This is a genomic window from Cyclobacteriaceae bacterium, assembly GCA_030584025.1.
GTDB lineage: Bacteria > Bacteroidota > Bacteroidia > Cytophagales > Cyclobacteriaceae > UBA2336.
This window is the reverse complement of record CP129487.1, coordinates 2,028,788-2,047,284: the sequence shown is the minus strand read 5'-3', so window position 1 is coordinate 2,047,284 and position 18,497 is coordinate 2,028,788. Positions and strand designations below refer to the sequence as shown.

The window sequence follows — 18,497 nt, the reverse complement described above, 5'->3', positions numbered from 1 at the left end:
CACTTGTAATTAGCGGCAGTTAGTTCTGAAATAGATGTTGCAAATTTTATATTCTAAAGATTTTCTAAATTCTAAGTGGTTCTTGAAAAGTCTGAGACAGTTGGTAAGTTCAGCATTATTGTTAAGTCGAATAAAATAGGTGTATGGAAACTTTTGAGAATGTATCATGTTCACTGTGCGGAAGTTCAACGTCCATTCCATTTTCGGCAGGGTCAATTCATTTGAATATTGTCACTCCACTTTCGGTGTCTCGCTGTGCACAATGCGGATTGTTATTTATGAATCCAAGACCATCTCTAGCTTCCAGAGAACTCATTTTTGCTGGGGGTAAACCAATTGGTTTAGAACCTTATTTGCAAAGTCACGCGCGGTACGGTTCTGTTACTCAGTCAAGGTTGCCATTTTTCCGCGAGCGTGTGAAAATGCTAAAAAGACTTAAACCGGGTAGCAATATTAGTGTGTTGGATATAGGGGCCTCATCAGGAGAATTTTTGACAGCTTCAATTGAAATGGGCTGGAAGGCATCAGGTATCGAGCCGTCAACAGCTGGTGTAGAAGCGGCACAATCAAAAGGTTTGAACGTTGTTCAGTCAACAGCTGAGAGGCTGCCATTTGCGGACGAACAATTTGATATTATCCACTCCAATCATGTCTTCGAGCATTTGGCTGATCCCCAGTTGGCGGCCAATGAAGCATTTCGTGTATTGAAGAAGGGCGGCTTGATTCTTATAGAGGTTCCTAATCAATTCGATAATATTCAGTTTTTTCGCGACAGGGTATTTAACAGGATTGCCGTACGTGAACGTAACATTCGATCAATTCATCACCTATATTTTTTTTCCAGGCGCACCTTGGCTAAACTTTTGGTTAATGCTGGTTTCGAAAACGTTCAAATTAGTGATCGTTATGGTAGAAACAGATCAGGTTTTGCAAAATTAGGTTCACTGCTTACCCGACTAGCAGGAAAACTCTATCTAGGGGGACCGATTATTCAAGGATTTGGGCGGAAACCGGGTAATTCGTGAAGGTTATTTACTTAGTCGGAACCCTTGGCGCGGGTGGTTTGGAACGGTTTGTTACCCGCATGGCACTCATGGCAAAACGTACCGGTGCGTTTACACCTGCTATCATTTGCTTAACAAGCAAGACAGGATTGTTTCTTGCGCAACTTGAACAGGCAGGTGTAGAGGTTGTTCAGGGTCCATCAGGATGGTATCGGTCACTAATTGGAGTGTATAGACTTAAAAATACAATAGCCAAATTGAACGGTGATATTGTTCATTCTCAGGTTAATTATTCTTTGCTTCAACAATTTTTGGCATCGGTTTGGGCGGGTTCCAAATATGCTGTAACAGAAAGGAGTAAGTATAGCCGATCAGGCATGGATCTGGTCCGGAGAAGAATTCAGTTTAGGATTTTGAAGTTTTTTGAGGTCAGGTATAGTGCGAATGCTGTGGCTGTTGCGCAACATCTTTCAAAGATGGTCGGTGTTCCGGTGGAGTATTTCACGGTCATTCCAAATGGAGTTGAGATAACGTCACCAAACCTTGAAAAGATCGCCACTATTAAGAGAAGATTGAATATTGGTGTTGAAGATTTTACGATTGGTTACGTAGCTAGAATGGATCCTCCAAAGGGGCACTTGTTTCTTTTGAATGTCTTACGGATTCTGATTATTGAGAAAAAATTACCTTGTAAAGTTTTATTAGTAGGAGATGGGTCAATGCGAAAATTGATTGAGGAAAGAATTCATGAGTTTGGTTTGTCAGATTATATTATTCTAACCGGTGTAGTTGCGGATGTTGAAGATTGGATGCCGGTTTTTGATATGGTCATGCTTTTAAGTAATCGGGAAGGAATGCCTAATGCAATACTTGAGGCAATGGCAGCTTCTCGACCTATTGTTGCCACGGCCGTTGGAAATATACCTGAACTATTAGGAAATGAGGCTGGTATAGTGGTGGCCCACGATGCTGATTCTGCTAACGTAGCAGATTTGGTTGAATCTTTAATGAATGATAAAGCCAAGAGGCAGTTTATTGGAGAAAAGGCATGTGAAAAAATTCGTGATTTATATTCGATTGAGAAGACGTGGAGTAAATTACTGGCCTACTATGAAGCAATTTTAGGATTGAAACGTGAATCGGGTTATGGCTCGTGAAGTTATTTGGTTAAGTATCTTAATAACAAGCTACTTTTATTGCCTTCCACTGGGGAGATTTTCACTTGGCAACTTCCTCACGGATTTCAGGATTTTTGATTTTGCCATCATTGCTTTTTGGCTTTTTAATTGGAAGTATTTAAGCGGTAGGGTTGGGTTTATTTACAGACAAAAAAAATTCAGTCCATCTGTTCTAAAAATTCTGATCATTATAGTTTTGGTTAGTATTATTTTCAATATCACGTACCGGGGATTGGGGTATTTGGGGCCAACGCTAATCCGTGCTTTCCGATTTGTTGCTTACCTGTCCACGTTGGTAGCCGTGATTGCAATTGTTTCTGATAGAAAGCGATTCAAGTTTATTTTTTACGTTTTCTTTTTCAATATCCTTTTACAGGCAACTCTAGCCTTTTTTCAAAGTATTGGTGCACTGGAGCATTTCTGGCCACTGTATTGGCGTGAGATGTATGCTTTTAATGATGCACCGGTGGCCACGCTGTCGCCCCACCACAAACATATTGGTGTTGTTATGTTAATGGGGCTCGCGCTGTCATTGGCCATGGTTCAATTTTCCAGGAATGTGTTCAATCGTATCTTTTATTCAATAGCAGCACTTTTGACATTATTAATTCCCCTTTTTTCGGGTACTCGTACCTTTCTGCTAGGCGTTGCGGGTTTGGTGTTGGGATTACTATACATGACGAAAACCCGCTTTATACCGCTTATTATTTTCTTGTCGATTGGTTTTTTTATTGCATTCGTGAATTTATCTGATGAAATCAAAGATGCAGCCGTTGGACGAATCACTGAAAAGTATGAGGACCGGATTGTACGCGAGTATGAGGTTGGGGGAATCGCTGAATTGGCTTCTGAAAGGACGATTATTTACGAGTCAATTTTTCGGGCCATAAGTGACTTTCCGTTGCTTTTGGTCACTGGTGCAGGTTTCCAGGCGGGTACCGTATTTGTATTTGGTAATGGAGCACACAATAACTTTCTTCAATTCTTGCTGGAAACTGGCCTGATAGGACTTTTCTTCTTCCTAAGTTTCCTGTACCGAACATCTGGCAATCTGATGGAGGCCAGAAGTAAATTGCCTTACCGCTTTGAACGGACAATTGCTGAATTTAGTTGGATTGGTTTTGTTGGGCTTTTCTTTACCATGTTTGTGGGAGAAACATTATATGCACAACCTTCCATGTTTACACTTGCTGGTCAGATCATGATTTTCCTGGGATTAGGTTTAGCTCCTTATTTTTGGCAAACGATTAGAGTTAATGGAGTACCGGTATATAGGTGATGCATTTGATTGGCAGGAGGCCAGCGACATTAATGCGATCGATGATCTTTGTATACTGCAAAAGCCTGTTCCTCAACTTGAAAACGTGTTGTTCACTGTCTCATTCGAACATGCAGATGTTATTCACGCTGGTTTATTCTTTTATGCACATTCAGCATTTGAAAATACAGCATCGGCAACATTGAGTTGGTTATTTTTGAATCCTGCCCCAACTGCCCGTGTCGTCTCATGGAAAGCCACCGCTCACATCGTGTGGTTTAAAAGGGGAACTTTGTCAAAACTTGACATTACGAGGAAGTATGCAAACGTGCATATAAAAATGGCTGATCTGGCTTACCAGGTAATGCAACAAGGAGGGAGGGTTTTTAATGAGCCCTCATTGGCCGTGGTTAAAAGCGATGAACAGCGTATAGCGATTAGCCGCAAGGATGAGATTGAATTTTTGAAACACAATCACCTTCGGCAGGCACTTACTTTTGTGGCACCTTTCAGGGCATTATTTTCCCTATCCGATAAGCGCTTGACCAGAGCGACAGGTAAATTTGAAAATGCTTTTATCGGATCATTAAAACTTAAACACATCCCGGCTTACTCCGTTATTCTGCCAACGATTAACCGATATGATTATTTAGATAAGGCAATAAAGTCGCTTTTAGAAAATAAATTTCCGCCCGCTGAGATAATAGTTGTTGATCAGACCTCCTCGGAAAACCGAATTGTAAATTATTATGATCAGTTTCCACACGATATTGTTAAGGTTTTCTTTCTGGAAAAGCCAGGGCAATGTTCAGCCAGAAATAGAGCAGTAAAAGAAGCAACGCATGATTGGTTACTTTTCTTTGATGATGATTCGGTTGCCTGGCCGGAAATGATAACGGAGCACATTAAACTACTGGAATATTCAGTGGCAACTGTATCAACGGGTTTATCATTAGCTCCGTGGAAGGACTTATCCTACATTTCTCCTGAAATTAATTTTTATCACATAAGCCCGGTAATGGACACGGGTAACTGTATGATGCATAAAGAATCAATCCGAAAAGTAGGTGGATTTGATCTGGCTTTTGATCGTGGTTCGGGCGCTGATGATAATCTGGGGAAGCGTTTGTATTTAAATGGCGAGATTATTGTGCTTAACCCATTTTCTATTCGTACTCATTATAAAGCCTCAACCGGTGGCTTACGCCAGCACGGTGCCTGGTGGAAGAATAAAGGCACTTTATTTGGGCCGCTGCCACTTCCAACGGAATCTTACAATTTACTTACGTTCTATCCGCGAAAATTTTATTTAAAGATGTGTATGTTGAAGTTATTTACTTCCTATCGAAGAACATCCTGGATGCACCGTATCGTAAACACCTTACTTTTTCCGGTTAAGCTAGTTAAGTCTTACCGCCAAGCCCAGGTACTCATTCGTGAAAGATAGTATTATGAAGATTTTGATACTCACGTCTGAGTTTCCACCTGATCCTGGTGGGATAGGTAGTCATGCCTTTTCACTATCAAGTGCTTTAAGTAGGCAAAACTGTCAGGTAAGCGTTATAACAGATGGTGATGCCAGCGATATAAAAATTGCTGCATTTGATTCTCAACTTTCCTTTGAGGTTATTCGAATAAAGAGGCGATTTCCTTTTTTTTACTTTGTGCGAGTACTCTCTGCCTGGCGTACTGCAATCAAGTTTAAGCCTGAGGCTGTTCTTGTAAGTGGGAGATTCTCGTTATGGACTGGAGCATGTCTTAAACTCTTCTTGCCTTTACGTGTAATTGGTATTCTTCACGGATCAGAGATACAGCCACGGAATTCTTTTATCCGCTGGTTAAACCATTGGGCAATAAACCATTTAAATGCTTTAATTCCTGTTTCAATTTTTACGAGTAGTTTGATTCCAGAGCGTATTACAATCCGTAAACCGTATAAGGTAATCCCCAATGCGATCCAGGTTTCGGAGTTTGATGGTTTAGAGAAAGTAGATGTTAAAGTTTTGCAAGGGAATCCTGTTTTCGTCACAGTTGGAAATGTAACTTATCGAAAAGGTCAGCATAGGATGATTCAAGCGTTGCCTGTTATAAGAAAAACTTTTCCGGATGCACATTACTATTGTATTGGTATTCCTACAAAGCAGGCGGAGTTTGAATATTTGTCGATAGGACTGAATGTAGCCGACCATATTACGTTTTTGGGAAAAATAGCCTCACGTAAGAGCATGTTTGCAACTGTTTCAAGTGCACACATTTTTATTATGTTAAGTGAAAATCAAACGGATGGGAATGTTGAAGGCTATGGAATAGCCATTCTGGAGGCGAATGCGCTAGGTATTCCCGCCATAGGTGCTTATGGTAGTGGAGTGGAAGATGCAATCAAGCATGGCTATAATGGGTTGTTGGTTGATGGTAATAATGCTGTTGAGATAACGCAAGCAATCGCAACCATTTTAGGTGATTGGCAAAATTTTTCTCAGCGGGCTAAGCAATGGGCAAGGCAGCATGATTGGGATGTTGTGGTTAAGGAATACCTTGAGGTAATTGATAGTCTATGAAGCTTGTAGTCATTTCACACACGGCACATGGATACAAGAAGGATGGATCCGTGGTGGGTTGGGCCCCAACGGTGCGGGAAATAGATTTGTTGTCCGTCCATTTTGAGCAGGTATGGCATCTTGCCTATTTAACTGATGAGGTGCCTGTTACCTATACATCTTACCGGCACGGCAAGGTTATTTTTATACCACTAAAACCGGCAGGAGGGAAATCGTTGCGAGATAAGCTTAAAGTTATTTCACTAATGCTGTCTAATCTTAAAATTATTAAGCAGGTGATACAACAGGCTGATGCCGTTCAACTTCGGTTACCAACAGGAATAGGGGTTTACCTGTTGCCATGGATTAGTTGGTTCAAGAAACGAACATTTGTGTTGTGGGTTAAGTACGCAGGCAATTGGGCGCATTCCAATCCTCCCATTACCTATAAATTTCAACGATGGTTTTTAAGTAAGAATTTTCAACGTAGTTATGTTACCATCAATGGAGTATGGGATAATCAGCCGAAACATTGTCTGACGTTTGAAAATCCTTGTCTTACTGAGGATGAGGTTGCGCAAGGAGTACAAGCAGCAAGTAATAAAAGTTTTGGCGGGCCAATGATACTACTGTTTGTTGGGAGAATTGAGCCGGCTAAGGGGGTTGATCGAATTTTGGAGACGCTGGGACTTGTGAAAATGTCTAATCGAATCCAGGAAATGATTTTTGTGGGTTCTGGTAACGTGCAGGCATACCAAGGCAAGTCAGTTCATTTGGAATTCAAGGTTACCTTTACAGGAGGGATTGAACGGAATTTATTGAATGAGTATTACGCTAAGAGTCATTTGCTTTTACTTCCATCCGATTCTGAAGGGTTTCCTAAGGTAGTTGCAGAAGCAGCAGCATTCGGATGCATTCCTTGTGTTTCAGACGTTTCATCGCTAAGTCAGTATATCAACTGTGACAATGGTCATTTATTCAGTTCAATGAATCCTGAGGTAATGGCAAAGGAACTGGATATGTTATTGTCTGAACCGATGGACCTTGAAAAACGTGCGTTGAATGCCCTGAACCTGGCAAATCGCTTTACATACAGGTACTACAACGAGAGAATTTTAAATGAAATTGTTCAAAGGCCCGATGAAGTTGGTATATATCGGAAATAAGTTGGCCGCCTATGGGTATACACCAACTGGTGTGGAGTATCTGGGAGAGTTGTTGCGGGAAGGTGGACATGAAGTTGTACAAGCCAGTGATGTTCGCAATACATTGGCTCGATTGTTTCACATGGTATTAACGATTATTCGTAATCGTGATGCTAAGGTGATTTTAATTGACACCTATAGTTCTTCTGCTTTCTATTTTGCACTTATTTGCGGGTATACTGCCTTTTTATTAGGACAACCTTTCATTCTGATTTTGCGAGGGGGCGATCTACCAACTCGTACATCGAGGAATCCGAGGCTCGTCAAAGGCCTCTTTCGAAAAGCCGCTAGTGTAGTGTCGGTTAGTCTGTTTCTTCAAAAATCATTTGATAATTTTTATTCAACAAGGTATATACCCAATACGATTCCCTTGAGTCAGTATGTATTTAAAAAGCGCAAACTTGTTCGTCCCAGACTTTTGTGGGTGCGCTCTTTACATTCGGTATATAATCCTTCGCTAGCGTTGAAAGTTTTAAAATTCCTGTCACTTAAGTATGAGGATGCTTTCTTAACAATGGTAGGTCCGGACAAAGAAGGACTTTTGGATGACCTTAAGGAGGAAGCACATTCACTTGGGATATTAGAGCGTGTTTCATTTACCGGAAAACTAAGTAAAAGTGAGTGGATCATGTTGTCAGAGAAATCAGATGTGTTTATCAACACTACCCACTTTGACAATATGCCTGTAAGTGTGACAGAAGCAATGGCTTTGGGACTTCCGGTGGTGAGCACATCGGTTGGTGGAATTCCTTTTCTGATCAGTCATGAGATAAATGGTTTGTTGGTTCCCGATGCAAATCCTGAATCGATGATGGCAGCTATCGACAGACTAATTCAAAATCCGGATCTGGTGGTGGCTATTGCAGCTGCAGCCAGGCAAAAAGTAGAATTATTTGATAACTCAATTGTTTTGTCACAATGGAACAAGTTGCTTAATGAAGTTGTATAATTTTTTCCTGGAGCGTTTTCTTCTTCCGCTTGGCGATTTATGCCTGGGAACCCGTTTTATGTCTTCTCTAAGAATGTGGCGGAGCTTTCAATATTTATCTGCTTCGGAATTGGAATTGATCCAGAAGCAGAAATTGGATAAGGTACTAAAGCATGCACGACAAAATATTCCATATTATAGAGATTTAGGAATTCCGGATGAATCAGATATTACCAAGTTTCCAATTTTGACAAAGGCAATTATTCGGGATCAAGGTGATCGGATGCTCTGGCGCCCGGTTAAGAAACAGGCATTGATATGTGAAAAGAGCAGTGGTTCTTCTGGTATTCAAGGACAGGTTTATATGTCAAAGCAAGAGCAGTCTGCCATTCAAGCAGTGCAAACACTTTTTTGGGAATGGTCTGGTTATGCGTTTGGTCGTCCATTGATTCAAACTGGAATGACACTTAAACGTGGAGTTGTTAAACGCCTGAAGGATATTTTTCTAAGGACATCGTACTATTCAGCGTTTGGACTAGATGAAACGTCAATAGAATCAGCATTAAAGACATTACCGAACAGGTCTGATGCCATATTGGGTGGATATGCATCTTCATTGTATGTTTTTGCTCAGGTTGCCAGGGAAAAGAAATTGAATTCAATTCAGTTCTCCTCTGTAATAAGTTGGGGAGATAAGATGTTTGGCCACTATAGAAAACTTATTGAAGAGCAATTCAATACAAAAGTATATGATACATATGGAGCAACAGAGGGTTTAATGATTGCCGCACAGCGAGATTTGGACTATTACTATATTTTTACTCCGCATGTATTTGTCGAAATTGTGGATGAAAATGGAGTAGAGGTGCCTGATGGTCAGTTCGGTAGGGTGTTGGTAACCAGTCTTGATGCCTTTGAGATGCCATTAATCAGATATAACATTGGAGATCTTGCTGTAAAGCTTTCAAAAGATAAATACCCTCAGAAACGCTTGATGCAATTCCCATTGCTTGAGAGGATTATTGGAAGAGATACTGATATTGTGGAGACACCTTCTGGAAAGAAAATGATCGTTCATTTTTTTACAGCTATTTTTGAACATTATCCTCAAATTATTCAATTCAGGGTAATTCAGCGATCAATTCACAGTATGATTATTGAGTTTATTCCGTCAGAAGATTTTAATCAAAAAGTTTTGAATGATATCAGTAGAAAAATTCAGGAGCATCTGGGTGAAGAATTCCCAATTCAATTCATAGCCGTTGATTTTATTCCGGCCTCGCCATCGGGCAAACCTCAAATTATTGTTTCGGACCTGCATCAAAACTGAAAGGTAACGTGCTGATTAGCGTTATATGCCCAATATTAAATGAGGCTGAACATATACAAAGTCTTATTGATTTTTTTATAAATTCTTTACCTGATGAGAAGGAATTATTTCTTGTTGATGGAGGGTCAACTGATGGGACACTGGAAATTATAGGTAAAAATCAAGAGCACCATCCTGAGATTCATTTGCTACATAACGCTAAAAAGGTTGTCCCTTACGCCTTAAATCTGGCTATTCCGAATTGCGTGGGAAAATTTATAGTACGTTTGGATGGTCACTCAGTTTATTCGGATGATTATTTCGTGAAAATTTTAGAGACATTCGCTCGTTCCGGTGCAGACATTGTTGGTGGTCCGACACGAACCCGTTATAAGACTTCACTTCAGGAGGCCATTGCTTTTTCAGTTACCCATCCGCTTGGAATAGGCGGTAGTCGGGTTCATGATGAAAAATATGAGGGATTTACAGACTCAGTTACCTTTGGTGCATGGAAAAGGGAAGTATTTGAAGCTGTTGGTTTATTTGATACCCAACTGGTTCGCAACCAAGATGATGAATTTCACTACCGCACAAAAAGTTTGGGTTTTAAAATTTATCAATCCCCGTCTATAAAACTTTATTATTTTCCGCGCAGCAGCATAACAAGCCTGTTTAAACAATATTTTCAATACGGATATTATAAGCCACTTGTATTAAGGAAAGTAAAATCTGAGACTAAGATGCGGCATTTGGTACCTTCAATTTTTGTTCTGTACTTACTTAGCCTAATTGGTATTCATAGTTTTCTTTATTTCATTCCCTTAATCCTATATCTATTATTGATCTTATCAGTTTCATTCGCAAGTAAGAAAAAATGGTTAGTAAAGCTGAAGATATTGATTGCTATTCCTTGTGTGCATGTGGCGTACGGATCAGGCTTTTTATTGGGTATAAGTAAATTGTTTTCAAAACCAAGTAAGCAAGATGTTTGAAATAGTGGAATCTCATCATGCGCATCTGCCTGAACTTGCTCGCTGTTATATAAGTGCATTCCCGCGCAGCCTAACATCTGCAATGGGCAAGCAGTATGTAATAAAGGTTCTTTCATGGTTTTTAGATGTTCCTGGTAATTTTTTATTTCATATTCGGAAGGTACCCGAAAATAGGATCGTGGGATTTTGTGGGGGATTAATTAATGACGGAGTAACAAAGAGAGGATCCGCTTCAGAAATGATTCAGTTTGCATTTTGGGTTGGTGTTCGTGCATTGATATTTCGCCCCTGGCTTCTATTTCATACGGAAATGCGAAATAAATATGGCTTGGCAATTAAAAATGTAAGGAGAAAATTGTTGGGGCATAAAGGCAAAAGAACGTATTCACCCGGTAGAATAAAACAGCCTTACACAGGATTAGTTGTGATAGGAATTCACAGATCATTTCAAAATTTGGGTCTTGGTAGATTGTTGCTTAATGGGTTTGAGGAATGGACGCTGAAGACGGGGTATACCAGTATGCGACTTTCTGTAAAGCGTGATAATATACAAGCCATTAAAGCTTACCAAAAAGCTGGATGGATGGTTATGGAAGAGCGGAATGATTCAGTTTCCATGGTTAAGATGATAAATAATAAGGGGTAGCGATTATGAGATCTGTTTTTATAGGAGGGTATATGCATTCAGGTACAAGTATGCTGATTAACATTTTGAAAAGGCATCCTGCTATTTTCGCGATAAGATCCGAGCTACGTTTATTTGAAAATATCCCCTCTATTGATGCGCCTCATAAAAATAATCCTCACCTTATTCGTAAATTTTGTGAACGTATTCGTCTTTCAGATGATGATACGTCAGTAATAAGTGCTGAAAAGGATCATTTTTTCGCCACTACAAAGACCTATGGTGAACTTGTTATTAGAATTATTGAGAAGCTGGCTACCCGCCAGAATAACTTGATATGGGCAGAGAAGACACCATCAAATGTTTTTTTTATTGATAAGATTTTTGAAAAATTCCCTGACTCAAAAGTAATACTAATTCATCGCGATGTTAGAAATATCATCGCATCCAAAAAAGTCCGGACTCTTGGATTAAAAACAGGACGTTATAATAGCGAGAAAATTCATATTAAAAGATTGGAGAAGGACTGGAACATTCTCGCGGATAGTTTTTCGTGGCAAGGAACCATTAAGTCAGAGAATCGTGCTTTGCTTAAGTATAGCGATAAAATTGTTATAGTTCGCTATGAAGATTTTGTGGCTAATCCCGTCCTTGAATGGAAGCGAATTTGCGAATTTCTGAATATTATATTCATCGAAGAATGTCTGGATATTAAGTTTAGAAATGCGGCCATTAGAGGAGATATAAATGCAGGTGGCATTGTAGCATCTTCAACTGATTGGCGCGATATCCTTTCACAGCGGGAAGCCAAGCTTGCGACAACTATAAATAGGAAAAAACTTAGAAAGTTGGGTTATGCTGTTCAGGAAGAATATACTTCGGTATTTATGCTGCCCTTTTACTTTCTAATGGAAATTCCTGGGGTATTTAAAAGAGTTTTTAAGCGATATAGAATGTTTACGTTTGATTATTTTTTGATTTACATGAAAAGCATGTTTCGAAGATTTTGATTTTCTTTTTAAATGGACACTAATTACATTATTCCCTTTTCCCCACCTTACATCGATGATGATATCAAACGTGAAGTAATGGAAACGCTTGATTCTGGTTGGATTACTTCAGGCCCCAGGGTGTTGGCACTTGAAAAATTGGTAGCAGAACAAACCGGCCTTACGCATGTGGCGTGTTGTAACTCGGCCACTTCCGGTCTGATGCTGTTGTTGCATTGGTTCGGTGTAACCCGGGGAGACGAGGTTATCATTCCGGCATATACGTATGCGGCCACCGCGTTGGTGGTCATGCATATTGGAGCAACGCCCGTGATGGTGGATAGCGGGGAAGATTTTAATATCGATGTTGCTAAAATAAAAGAAAAGATTACCTCAAAGACAAAGGCAATCATTCCGGTGGATATAGCGGGATGGCCGTGTGATTATCAGCAACTTTTTGAGTTGGTAAATGCACCCGATATCAAAGCAAGGTTCAAGCCTGTGACAGCGAACCAGGAAAAACTGGGTCGTATACTGGTGTTGAGTGATGCGGCACACTCATTAGGTGCAACATATGCCAATAAACCAATTGGTACGTGGGGTGATTTTTCCGTGTTTTCGTTTCATGCCGTAAAGAACGTCACCACAGCTGAAGGTGGAGCCATGTGTATTAACCTGCCGCAACAAGCTTTTGATCATGCAGAAGTTTATCGAACACTAAAGTTGTGGTCGTTAAACGGCCAGACCAAAGATGCGTTGGCCAAAACCAATGGTGCCGGTTGGCGGTACGACATTGTTTATCCGGGTTTTAAAATGAACATGCCGGATATTTGTGCAGCTATTGGATTGGCACAACTGCGAAAGTATCCAACATTCATGTTGCCCGAACGCAAACGTGTGGCGGAGGCTTACGCAAAGGGGTTTGCAAATTATTCGTGGGCAATAGCACCACCCATGAAAGATGACGTGCGGGAATCTTCGTACCATGTATTTGCCTTGCGCATCAAAGGCATTACAGAAGCACAGCGCGATACGATGATTGAACGGATTACAGAGGCAGGTGTTTCGGTTAATGTACACTTTCAGCCACTACCCATACTCACTGTTTTTCGGGAAAGAGGTTATCAGATTGAAGATTATCCCGTAGCATTCTCCAGTTATGCTATTGAGATTTCGCTTCCAATCTATCCGCAACTTGATCAGGAGAAGATTGAGTATATCGTAAAGGCAGTGGTTCAGGCGTATGAAACTGAAGTATAACAGTTATTACACAAAGTTCCACGGAGGATCACAGGGTTGCACGGAGTCCTTTGTGCTCTTTGTGGATCTCTGTGAGACTTTGTGGAATAATCCTTGTAACCTTAATCTTAAATGACGGAGAACGAACTGGCCACTGTAGTAATCGGTCATGCCATTGAAGTTCATCGAACGCTCGGTCCGGGGTTGTTGGAGTCAGCCTATCGGGAGTGTTTATATTTTGATCTGATCCAAAGTGGTTTGTATGTAGAAAAAGAAAAACCAATGCCAATAGTATACAAGGATGTAAAACTTGACCATGGCTATCGGATTGATTTATTGGTCGAAAATAAGTTAGTACTTGAACTTAAAACCGTTGAGTTTTTCACAGACGTTCATACAGCTCAGGTTTTGACCTACTTGCGTTTGGGAAATTATAAGTTGGGTCTGCTGATTAATTTTCATACCGGGTTGCTGAAGGAGGGAATAAAGAGAATAATTAATTAAAGGCAACTATTGCACAAAGCACACAAAGTATGCACAAAGGTTCACAAAGTTCTTTGTGCCCCTTTTTGGGTATTCGCTTTGTGTTTCTTTGTGAATCTTCAAGCAACTTTGTGAAATGGCTTTTGCGAAAAATACGTAACATGCTAAAGCGTTTATTCGATTTTGTGGCCTCATCAGTTGGACTGCTTATACTTTTTCCTTTTTTTATACTGATTGCTGTACTGATTAAGTTTGATTCTGCAGGGCCTGTGTTTTACTTACAAGAGCGTGTTGGAAAGAATGGCGCACTTTTTAAGCTTTTCAAGTTCCGAACCATGCGTGTCGGATCCGACAAAGCTGCGGCCATTACCATTGGTGCCCGTGATTCACGGATAACAGGTATAGGATTCTGGTTGCGTAAATTTAAACTGGATGAGTTACCGCAATTAATTAATGTGTGGAAAGGCGAGATGAGTTTGGTAGGTCCCCGCCCGGAACTAAAAAAGTTTGTTGATTTGTACACACCCACTCAACTGCAAGTGATTTCTGTGAAACCGGGTCTAACGGATTATGCTTCAATCCAATTCAGAAATGAGAATGCGTTATTGGAAGGAAGGGAGGACCCAATCGATTATTACATCCGGGAAATTATGCCCGTTAAACTTGAACTGAATTTGAAGTACATCAATGGTCAATCGTTTTGGCTGGATATCAAAATTATTTTTCAAACCATCTTCTCCATTTTCCGGAATTGACAACGATGTACAATCGATCTGGTAAAGTTATTATGGATCGGGTGGGGAGCGTGTTTTTGTTCTTGTTGATGAGCTGGGTATTCGTATTGATTTTCTTTCTATACATTTTCTCATTTGAATTTCCCTGCTTATACAAATCGGTGAGGATTGGCAAATCAGGTAGACATTTTACCATGATGAAGTTTCGTACATTAAAGACCAACGAACAACTTCCATTAAAACAGCGACAGTTCTGGTTAGGAAAATTTCTTCGCGCCACGAACCTGGATGAATTGCCCCAACTGTGGAACGTGTTGAAAGGAGAGATGTCGTTGGTGGGACCACGTCCCTTACCAATAGCATACGAACCCCTGCTTTCGCATGAGCAAAAAAAGCGGCATTTGGTTTTACCCGGTATCACCGGACTGGCGCAGGTGAATGGGAAAAACACGGTGTCGTGGGAAAAGAAGTTTGAGTTTGATTTACAGTATGTTCGTGAGATTTCCATGGGGCTTGATCTTAAGATTTTGTTGAAAACAGTAGCTTTGGTCTTACAGATGAACAAGGATGTTTCACTGGATGAAAAACGATTCTCAGGGTGAGTGAATTAAAAGACATAGCTATTGTTGGCGCAGGCGGCTTCGGAAAGGAAACGCTGGTGATGATTAATCAGATCAACGCCATCAATCCGCAATGGCTTGTTACCGGATTCTACGATGATGGAATTGCGGAAGGCAGCATAGTAGCTGGTCTTCCGGTGTTGGGTAACCTGGATGCGTTGAAGGCTGTTGACGAAGAATTAGCTGTAGTGGTGGCAGTAGGCGATCCGAAAGTAAAGCGAAGTGTGGTTGAACGGATTCAACATAAGCAGCTCTATTTTCCAACGTTAATTCATCCTGTAGCCACCATTGGCGAAAACATCAAGGCGGGTGCGGGTTGCATCATCACAGCCGGATGTCGGCTTACCATTGGTATTGTACTGGGCGACTTCGTATTACTAAATCTGAATACAACGGTTGGACACGATGTTCAGATTGGCTCATATAGTTCCGTCATGCCGGGCGTGCACCTTTCAGGCTATGTGCAGATAGGTGAGGAGGTGCTTATTGGGACAGGAACCTCCGTGTTGCAACACGTTACCATTGGTAATCGATCTGTTGTTGGGGCGGGAGCCGTTGTAAACAGAGATGTAGAAAGTAAAAGAACCGTTGCCGGTGTTCCGGCACGACCCATCAAGCGAAATGATTAAGGAATTTAAACCGGCTTTGCGTTTCCTCGGAATTTTTGTCGGGCTTTACCTCGTATTAAACCTCCTATATGGCTGGTGGATTGAACGATATGATCAGGCCGATCCGGCAACCGTTGCGGTTACCAATCAATCGTCCGCATTGTTAAATGTATTGGGTGAAGACACCTACACCAAACCCAAATTAAATACGCGCACGATTTCCATTTACAAAGGATCACGCATCGTAGTGAATGTATTTGAAGGCTGCAACGGCATCAACGTGGCGATTGTTTTTATTTCGTTCATGGCGGCCTTTGGTGGCGATCGAAAAAAAGTCATGTGGTTTATTCCGCTTGGGTTGGTGTTGATTCACCTGGCCAACCTGCTTCGCGTAAGCGGACTCTTTTTGGTAGCCGAATATTTCGAGCAGTATTTTTATTACGTGCACAAGTACGCCTTCACCGCCTCCATTTATGTAATGGTGTTCTTGCTTTGGTGGATCTGGATTGAAAAGATCAACGGCATCTCCGTTCGCAAAGCCATTTCAGCCAATAAATCATGAAGCCATACATCCTGATCGGTTCAGCTTTGTTGGTGTTGGTACTGGTGTTTGTCTTTCAACGATTCAACTATGCCGTAGCGCTTACATCTTTTTTACCGGAAGGGCTTCAGATCACTCAACCCAATACTGTTTTCATTGTAAACAAAACCATACGACTTGTGCTGAATGACGTAGCCTGCATGGTATTGATTTATGCCTGGTTTAAAGAACGCAAGTACCTCACCCTTTCATTTTATCTTTTTTTGGTGGAAGTGTGCCTGCTGCTTCCCATCTACTTTATCGTAAAACTCTCCCTGGAAGGCGATTCAGAAATTTCTTCCCCACTGCTTTCGCAGATTCATCGCCTCATTGTAAACCCCCTGCTCATGTTTTTGCTGATGGCGGGTTTTATCTATCAGCGTGTGCGCATGAAAAATGCGTAACTTGTGCCTTCTTCTGTTAAGGCATGCGCTACACCATCCCGCTCTCGTATAATCCCATTGAGGTTGATCACCTGGCTGATACGTTAAAACGCTATCAGGGGGTACACCATAATCAGTTGATTGCTGATTTTGAAGATGCCATGTGCCGGATTACCGGTTCACCCTATGCGGTAGCGCTTAACTCGGGTACTGCAGCCATTCATTTGGCGCTTAAGGTATTGGGGATAACCAAAGGCGACTATGTATTGGCACCAACCTTTACCTATGTGGCTACCATCAATCCCATTCTTTATCAAGGTGCTAACCCGGTGCTGATCGATTCTGAAAATACTACGTGGAACATGGATCCCGACCTGGTGGAAGAAGCCATCGGAAAGCTAAAGGCTGAAGGAAAAAAGCCAAAGGCGATGGTGGTGGTGCATACCTACGGCATGCCCAGCCAGATGGATCGGTTATTGGAGATTGCCAGAAGGGAAGGGATTTTGGTGCTGGAAGACGCGGCTGAGTCATTGGGGTCATCCTACTACAACCAGATGGTGGGTACATTGGGGGATGTTGGCGTTTATTCCTTCAACAACAACAAGGTTGTGACCACTTACGGAGGCGGCATTTTGGTAACTAAAAATCCCGAATGGGCTTCAAAAGTGAGGTTTTGGGCCAATCAGTCGCGGGAGGATTTACCTTATTACGACCACCACGAAACCGGGTACAATTACGCCATGGGGCCGCTAAACGCAGCGGCAGGATTAAGTCAACTGCCTGATTTACAGGATAAAGTTAATACCAGGAGGGGGCATGCCCATGCTTATCGGTCGGTATTGGAGAAAACGGGAGTGACCTTTCAAACCGAGATGCCGGGCATGCAGGCCAATCGGTGGTTTTCCACCTGTTTATTTCAAGATGAGGCAACCCACAATCGGGTAAGCTCCGTACTGGAAGCTAACGGCATAGAAACCAGGCCGTTATGGCGCCCGATGCACCAACAGCCTGTTTTCTCACAATTTGAAAGTATTAACCGGGGCGTTGCCGAGGATTATTTCAGGCGTGGCATTTGCTTGCCCAGCGGCAATGCGCTTACACCAGCCGATAGGGATAAAGTGATCGGTTTGGTGAAGGAAACATTGTAGGGTTACAATTGTTCGGTTTGTGGGCATTTAGTATATTAAATGCCGTAAAAACCGGTGTTTTTGATTACTTTTGTGAGTTATTACCTGAAGAGAACCGTATGCTAAGAATCTTTTTAATTGCCTTTTGTCTAACCTCTCTTAGTACGATTTCCGTTGCTCAAATAAACTCCGTTCAGGATGGGGATTGGGATGACCCCGATACATGGGATTGTGCGTGTGTGCCGGATGTTAACTCTTTTGATTTCATACTTGTTAACCACGATGTAACCATTACGAATGACATCAATCTAAATCTGGTAACAATCACCAATGGTGCAAGTGTTACGATTAATACTGGCGTTACCGTAACAATAGAAGAGGATTTCGCAAATACACCATTAATAGTTGATGCTGGTGGGTTGTTGGTCAACAACGGAACGCTTGATTTAGCTTCATTACTTTTTTTTACTCCATGTGAAATATACGGTACTATTCAAAGCTCTTCTGATATAATCATTGGCGACCCTTCAATATTACTTTTTCAATCAGGATCGACTTATAGACATAACTTTGCTACCGGAGGGGATATACCATTCGCAATTTGGGATCCCAGTTCCACAGTAGAAATTTCTGGATTAACTAACGCTTCGCCAGCAGCCCCTAATAATTTGAATCAAACTTTTGGGAACTTTGTTTGG

19 protein-coding genes are annotated in these 18,497 nt (G+C 41.4%); all 19 read left to right on the top strand.

Annotated features, from left to right (window positions below; translation table 11 throughout):
- The first annotated feature begins 143 nt into the window (after positions 1-143).
- On the top strand, positions 144-1,025 hold the full coding sequence (locus QY309_09155) for a class I SAM-dependent methyltransferase (GenBank protein ID WKZ61648.1): 882 nt from the start codon (positions 144-146) through the stop codon (positions 1,023-1,025).
- On the top strand, positions 1,022-2,161 hold the full coding sequence (locus tag QY309_09150) for a glycosyltransferase (protein WKZ61647.1): 1,140 nt from the start codon (positions 1,022-1,024) through the stop codon (positions 2,159-2,161). Before QY309_09155 ends, QY309_09150 begins: the two co-directional genes overlap by 4 nt.
- Complete coding sequence (locus QY309_09145) at positions 2,151-3,461, top strand: O-antigen ligase family protein (GenBank protein WKZ61646.1); 1,311 nt, start codon at positions 2,151-2,153, stop codon at positions 3,459-3,461. Before QY309_09150 ends, QY309_09145 begins: the two co-directional genes overlap by 11 nt.
- The gene (locus QY309_09140) at positions 3,439-4,887 is read left to right on the top strand and encodes a glycosyltransferase family A protein (protein WKZ61645.1); all 1,449 of its coding nucleotides are present in this window, start codon (positions 3,439-3,441) and stop codon (positions 4,885-4,887) included. Before QY309_09145 ends, QY309_09140 begins: the two co-directional genes overlap by 23 nt.
- Before the next feature lie 4 nt (positions 4,888-4,891).
- Positions 4,892-5,998, top strand: a complete 1,107-nt coding sequence (locus QY309_09135; protein ID WKZ61644.1) for a glycosyltransferase family 4 protein — start codon at positions 4,892-4,894, stop codon at positions 5,996-5,998.
- Positions 5,995-7,143 carry a glycosyltransferase gene (locus QY309_09130; protein WKZ61643.1) on the top strand — a complete coding sequence of 383 codons (1,149 nt, stop codon included), beginning with the start codon at positions 5,995-5,997 and terminating at the stop codon, positions 7,141-7,143. Before QY309_09135 ends, QY309_09130 begins: the two co-directional genes overlap by 4 nt.
- Positions 7,118-8,131 carry a glycosyltransferase family 4 protein gene (locus QY309_09125; protein WKZ61642.1) on the top strand — a complete coding sequence of 338 codons (1,014 nt, stop codon included), beginning with the start codon at positions 7,118-7,120 and terminating at the stop codon, positions 8,129-8,131. The genes QY309_09130 and QY309_09125 overlap by 26 nt, the downstream gene beginning before the upstream one ends.
- Positions 8,118-9,440: a hypothetical protein gene (locus QY309_09120; protein WKZ61641.1), complete on the top strand. Its 1,323-nt coding sequence runs from the start codon at positions 8,118-8,120 to the stop codon at positions 9,438-9,440. The genes QY309_09125 and QY309_09120 overlap by 14 nt, the downstream gene beginning before the upstream one ends.
- A gap of 8 nt (positions 9,441-9,448) precedes the next feature.
- A complete protein-coding gene (locus QY309_09115; protein WKZ61640.1) occupies positions 9,449-10,411 on the top strand; it encodes a glycosyltransferase family 2 protein in 963 nt (320 codons plus the stop codon).
- Positions 10,404-11,057, top strand: coding sequence for a GNAT family N-acetyltransferase (locus QY309_09110; protein WKZ61639.1), 654 nt, complete (start codon positions 10,404-10,406; stop codon positions 11,055-11,057). Before QY309_09115 ends, QY309_09110 begins: the two co-directional genes overlap by 8 nt.
- A 5-nt stretch (positions 11,058-11,062) precedes the next feature.
- Positions 11,063-12,046, top strand: coding sequence for a sulfotransferase (locus QY309_09105; GenBank protein ID WKZ61638.1), 984 nt, complete (start codon positions 11,063-11,065; stop codon positions 12,044-12,046).
- A gap of 12 nt (positions 12,047-12,058) precedes the next feature.
- Positions 12,059-13,285, top strand: coding sequence for a DegT/DnrJ/EryC1/StrS family aminotransferase (locus QY309_09100; GenBank protein ID WKZ61637.1), 1,227 nt, complete (start codon positions 12,059-12,061; stop codon positions 13,283-13,285).
- Between the two features lie 111 nt (positions 13,286-13,396).
- Positions 13,397-13,768 carry a GxxExxY protein gene (locus tag QY309_09095; protein WKZ61636.1) on the top strand — a complete coding sequence of 124 codons (372 nt, stop codon included), beginning with the start codon at positions 13,397-13,399 and terminating at the stop codon, positions 13,766-13,768.
- 140 nt (positions 13,769-13,908) lie between these two features.
- Positions 13,909-14,502 (top strand): sugar transferase, encoded by a 594-nt coding sequence (locus QY309_09090; GenBank protein ID WKZ61635.1) that lies wholly within the window; start codon positions 13,909-13,911, stop codon positions 14,500-14,502.
- Positions 14,503-14,534: 32 nt separating this feature from the next.
- A complete protein-coding gene (locus QY309_09085; GenBank protein ID WKZ61691.1) occupies positions 14,535-15,083 on the top strand; it encodes a sugar transferase in 549 nt (182 codons plus the stop codon).
- Positions 15,080-15,730 (top strand): acetyltransferase, encoded by a 651-nt coding sequence (locus QY309_09080; protein WKZ61634.1) that lies wholly within the window; start codon positions 15,080-15,082, stop codon positions 15,728-15,730. Before QY309_09085 ends, QY309_09080 begins: the two co-directional genes overlap by 4 nt.
- A complete protein-coding gene (gene xrtF, locus QY309_09075; protein WKZ61633.1) occupies positions 15,723-16,271 on the top strand; it encodes an exosortase family protein XrtF in 549 nt (182 codons plus the stop codon). Before QY309_09080 ends, xrtF begins: the two co-directional genes overlap by 8 nt.
- Positions 16,268-16,693 (top strand): exosortase F system-associated protein, encoded by a 426-nt coding sequence (locus QY309_09070; protein WKZ61632.1) that lies wholly within the window; start codon positions 16,268-16,270, stop codon positions 16,691-16,693. Before xrtF ends, QY309_09070 begins: the two co-directional genes overlap by 4 nt.
- A gap of 23 nt (positions 16,694-16,716) precedes the next feature.
- Complete coding sequence (locus tag QY309_09065) at positions 16,717-17,820, top strand: DegT/DnrJ/EryC1/StrS family aminotransferase (protein WKZ61631.1); 1,104 nt, start codon at positions 16,717-16,719, stop codon at positions 17,818-17,820.
- Positions 17,821-18,497: the final 677 nt, after the last annotated feature.

What these genes read in the sequence shown, in the direction of transcription:
- QY309_09155 (WKZ61648.1), top strand. Translation starts at nt 144, where the DNA reads ATGGAAACTTTTGAGAATGTATCATGTTCACTGTGCGGAAGTTCAACG.
- QY309_09145 (WKZ61646.1), top strand. Translation starts at nt 2,151, where the DNA reads ATGGCTCGTGAAGTTATTTGGTTAAGTATCTTAATAACAAGCTACTTT.
- QY309_09140 (WKZ61645.1), top strand. Translation starts at nt 3,439, where the DNA reads ATGGAGTACCGGTATATAGGTGATGCATTTGATTGGCAGGAGGCCAGC.
- QY309_09135 (WKZ61644.1), top strand. Translation starts at nt 4,892, where the DNA reads ATGAAGATTTTGATACTCACGTCTGAGTTTCCACCTGATCCTGGTGGG.
- QY309_09130 (WKZ61643.1), top strand. Translation starts at nt 5,995, where the DNA reads ATGAAGCTTGTAGTCATTTCACACACGGCACATGGATACAAGAAGGAT.
- QY309_09125 (WKZ61642.1), top strand. Translation starts at nt 7,118, where the DNA reads ATGAAGTTGGTATATATCGGAAATAAGTTGGCCGCCTATGGGTATACA.
- QY309_09120 (WKZ61641.1), top strand. Translation starts at nt 8,118, where the DNA reads ATGAAGTTGTATAATTTTTTCCTGGAGCGTTTTCTTCTTCCGCTTGGC.
- QY309_09110 (WKZ61639.1), top strand. Translation starts at nt 10,404, where the DNA reads ATGTTTGAAATAGTGGAATCTCATCATGCGCATCTGCCTGAACTTGCT.
- QY309_09105 (WKZ61638.1), top strand. Translation starts at nt 11,063, where the DNA reads ATGAGATCTGTTTTTATAGGAGGGTATATGCATTCAGGTACAAGTATG.
- QY309_09100 (WKZ61637.1), top strand. Translation starts at nt 12,059, where the DNA reads ATGGACACTAATTACATTATTCCCTTTTCCCCACCTTACATCGATGAT.
- QY309_09095 (WKZ61636.1), top strand. Translation starts at nt 13,397, where the DNA reads ATGACGGAGAACGAACTGGCCACTGTAGTAATCGGTCATGCCATTGAA.
- QY309_09090 (WKZ61635.1), top strand. Translation starts at nt 13,909, where the DNA reads ATGCTAAAGCGTTTATTCGATTTTGTGGCCTCATCAGTTGGACTGCTT.
- QY309_09085 (WKZ61691.1), top strand. Translation starts at nt 14,535, where the DNA reads ATGGATCGGGTGGGGAGCGTGTTTTTGTTCTTGTTGATGAGCTGGGTA.
- xrtF (WKZ61633.1), top strand. Translation starts at nt 15,723, where the DNA reads ATGATTAAGGAATTTAAACCGGCTTTGCGTTTCCTCGGAATTTTTGTC.
- QY309_09070 (WKZ61632.1), top strand. Translation starts at nt 16,268, where the DNA reads ATGAAGCCATACATCCTGATCGGTTCAGCTTTGTTGGTGTTGGTACTG.
- QY309_09065 (WKZ61631.1), top strand. Translation starts at nt 16,717, where the DNA reads ATGCGCTACACCATCCCGCTCTCGTATAATCCCATTGAGGTTGATCAC.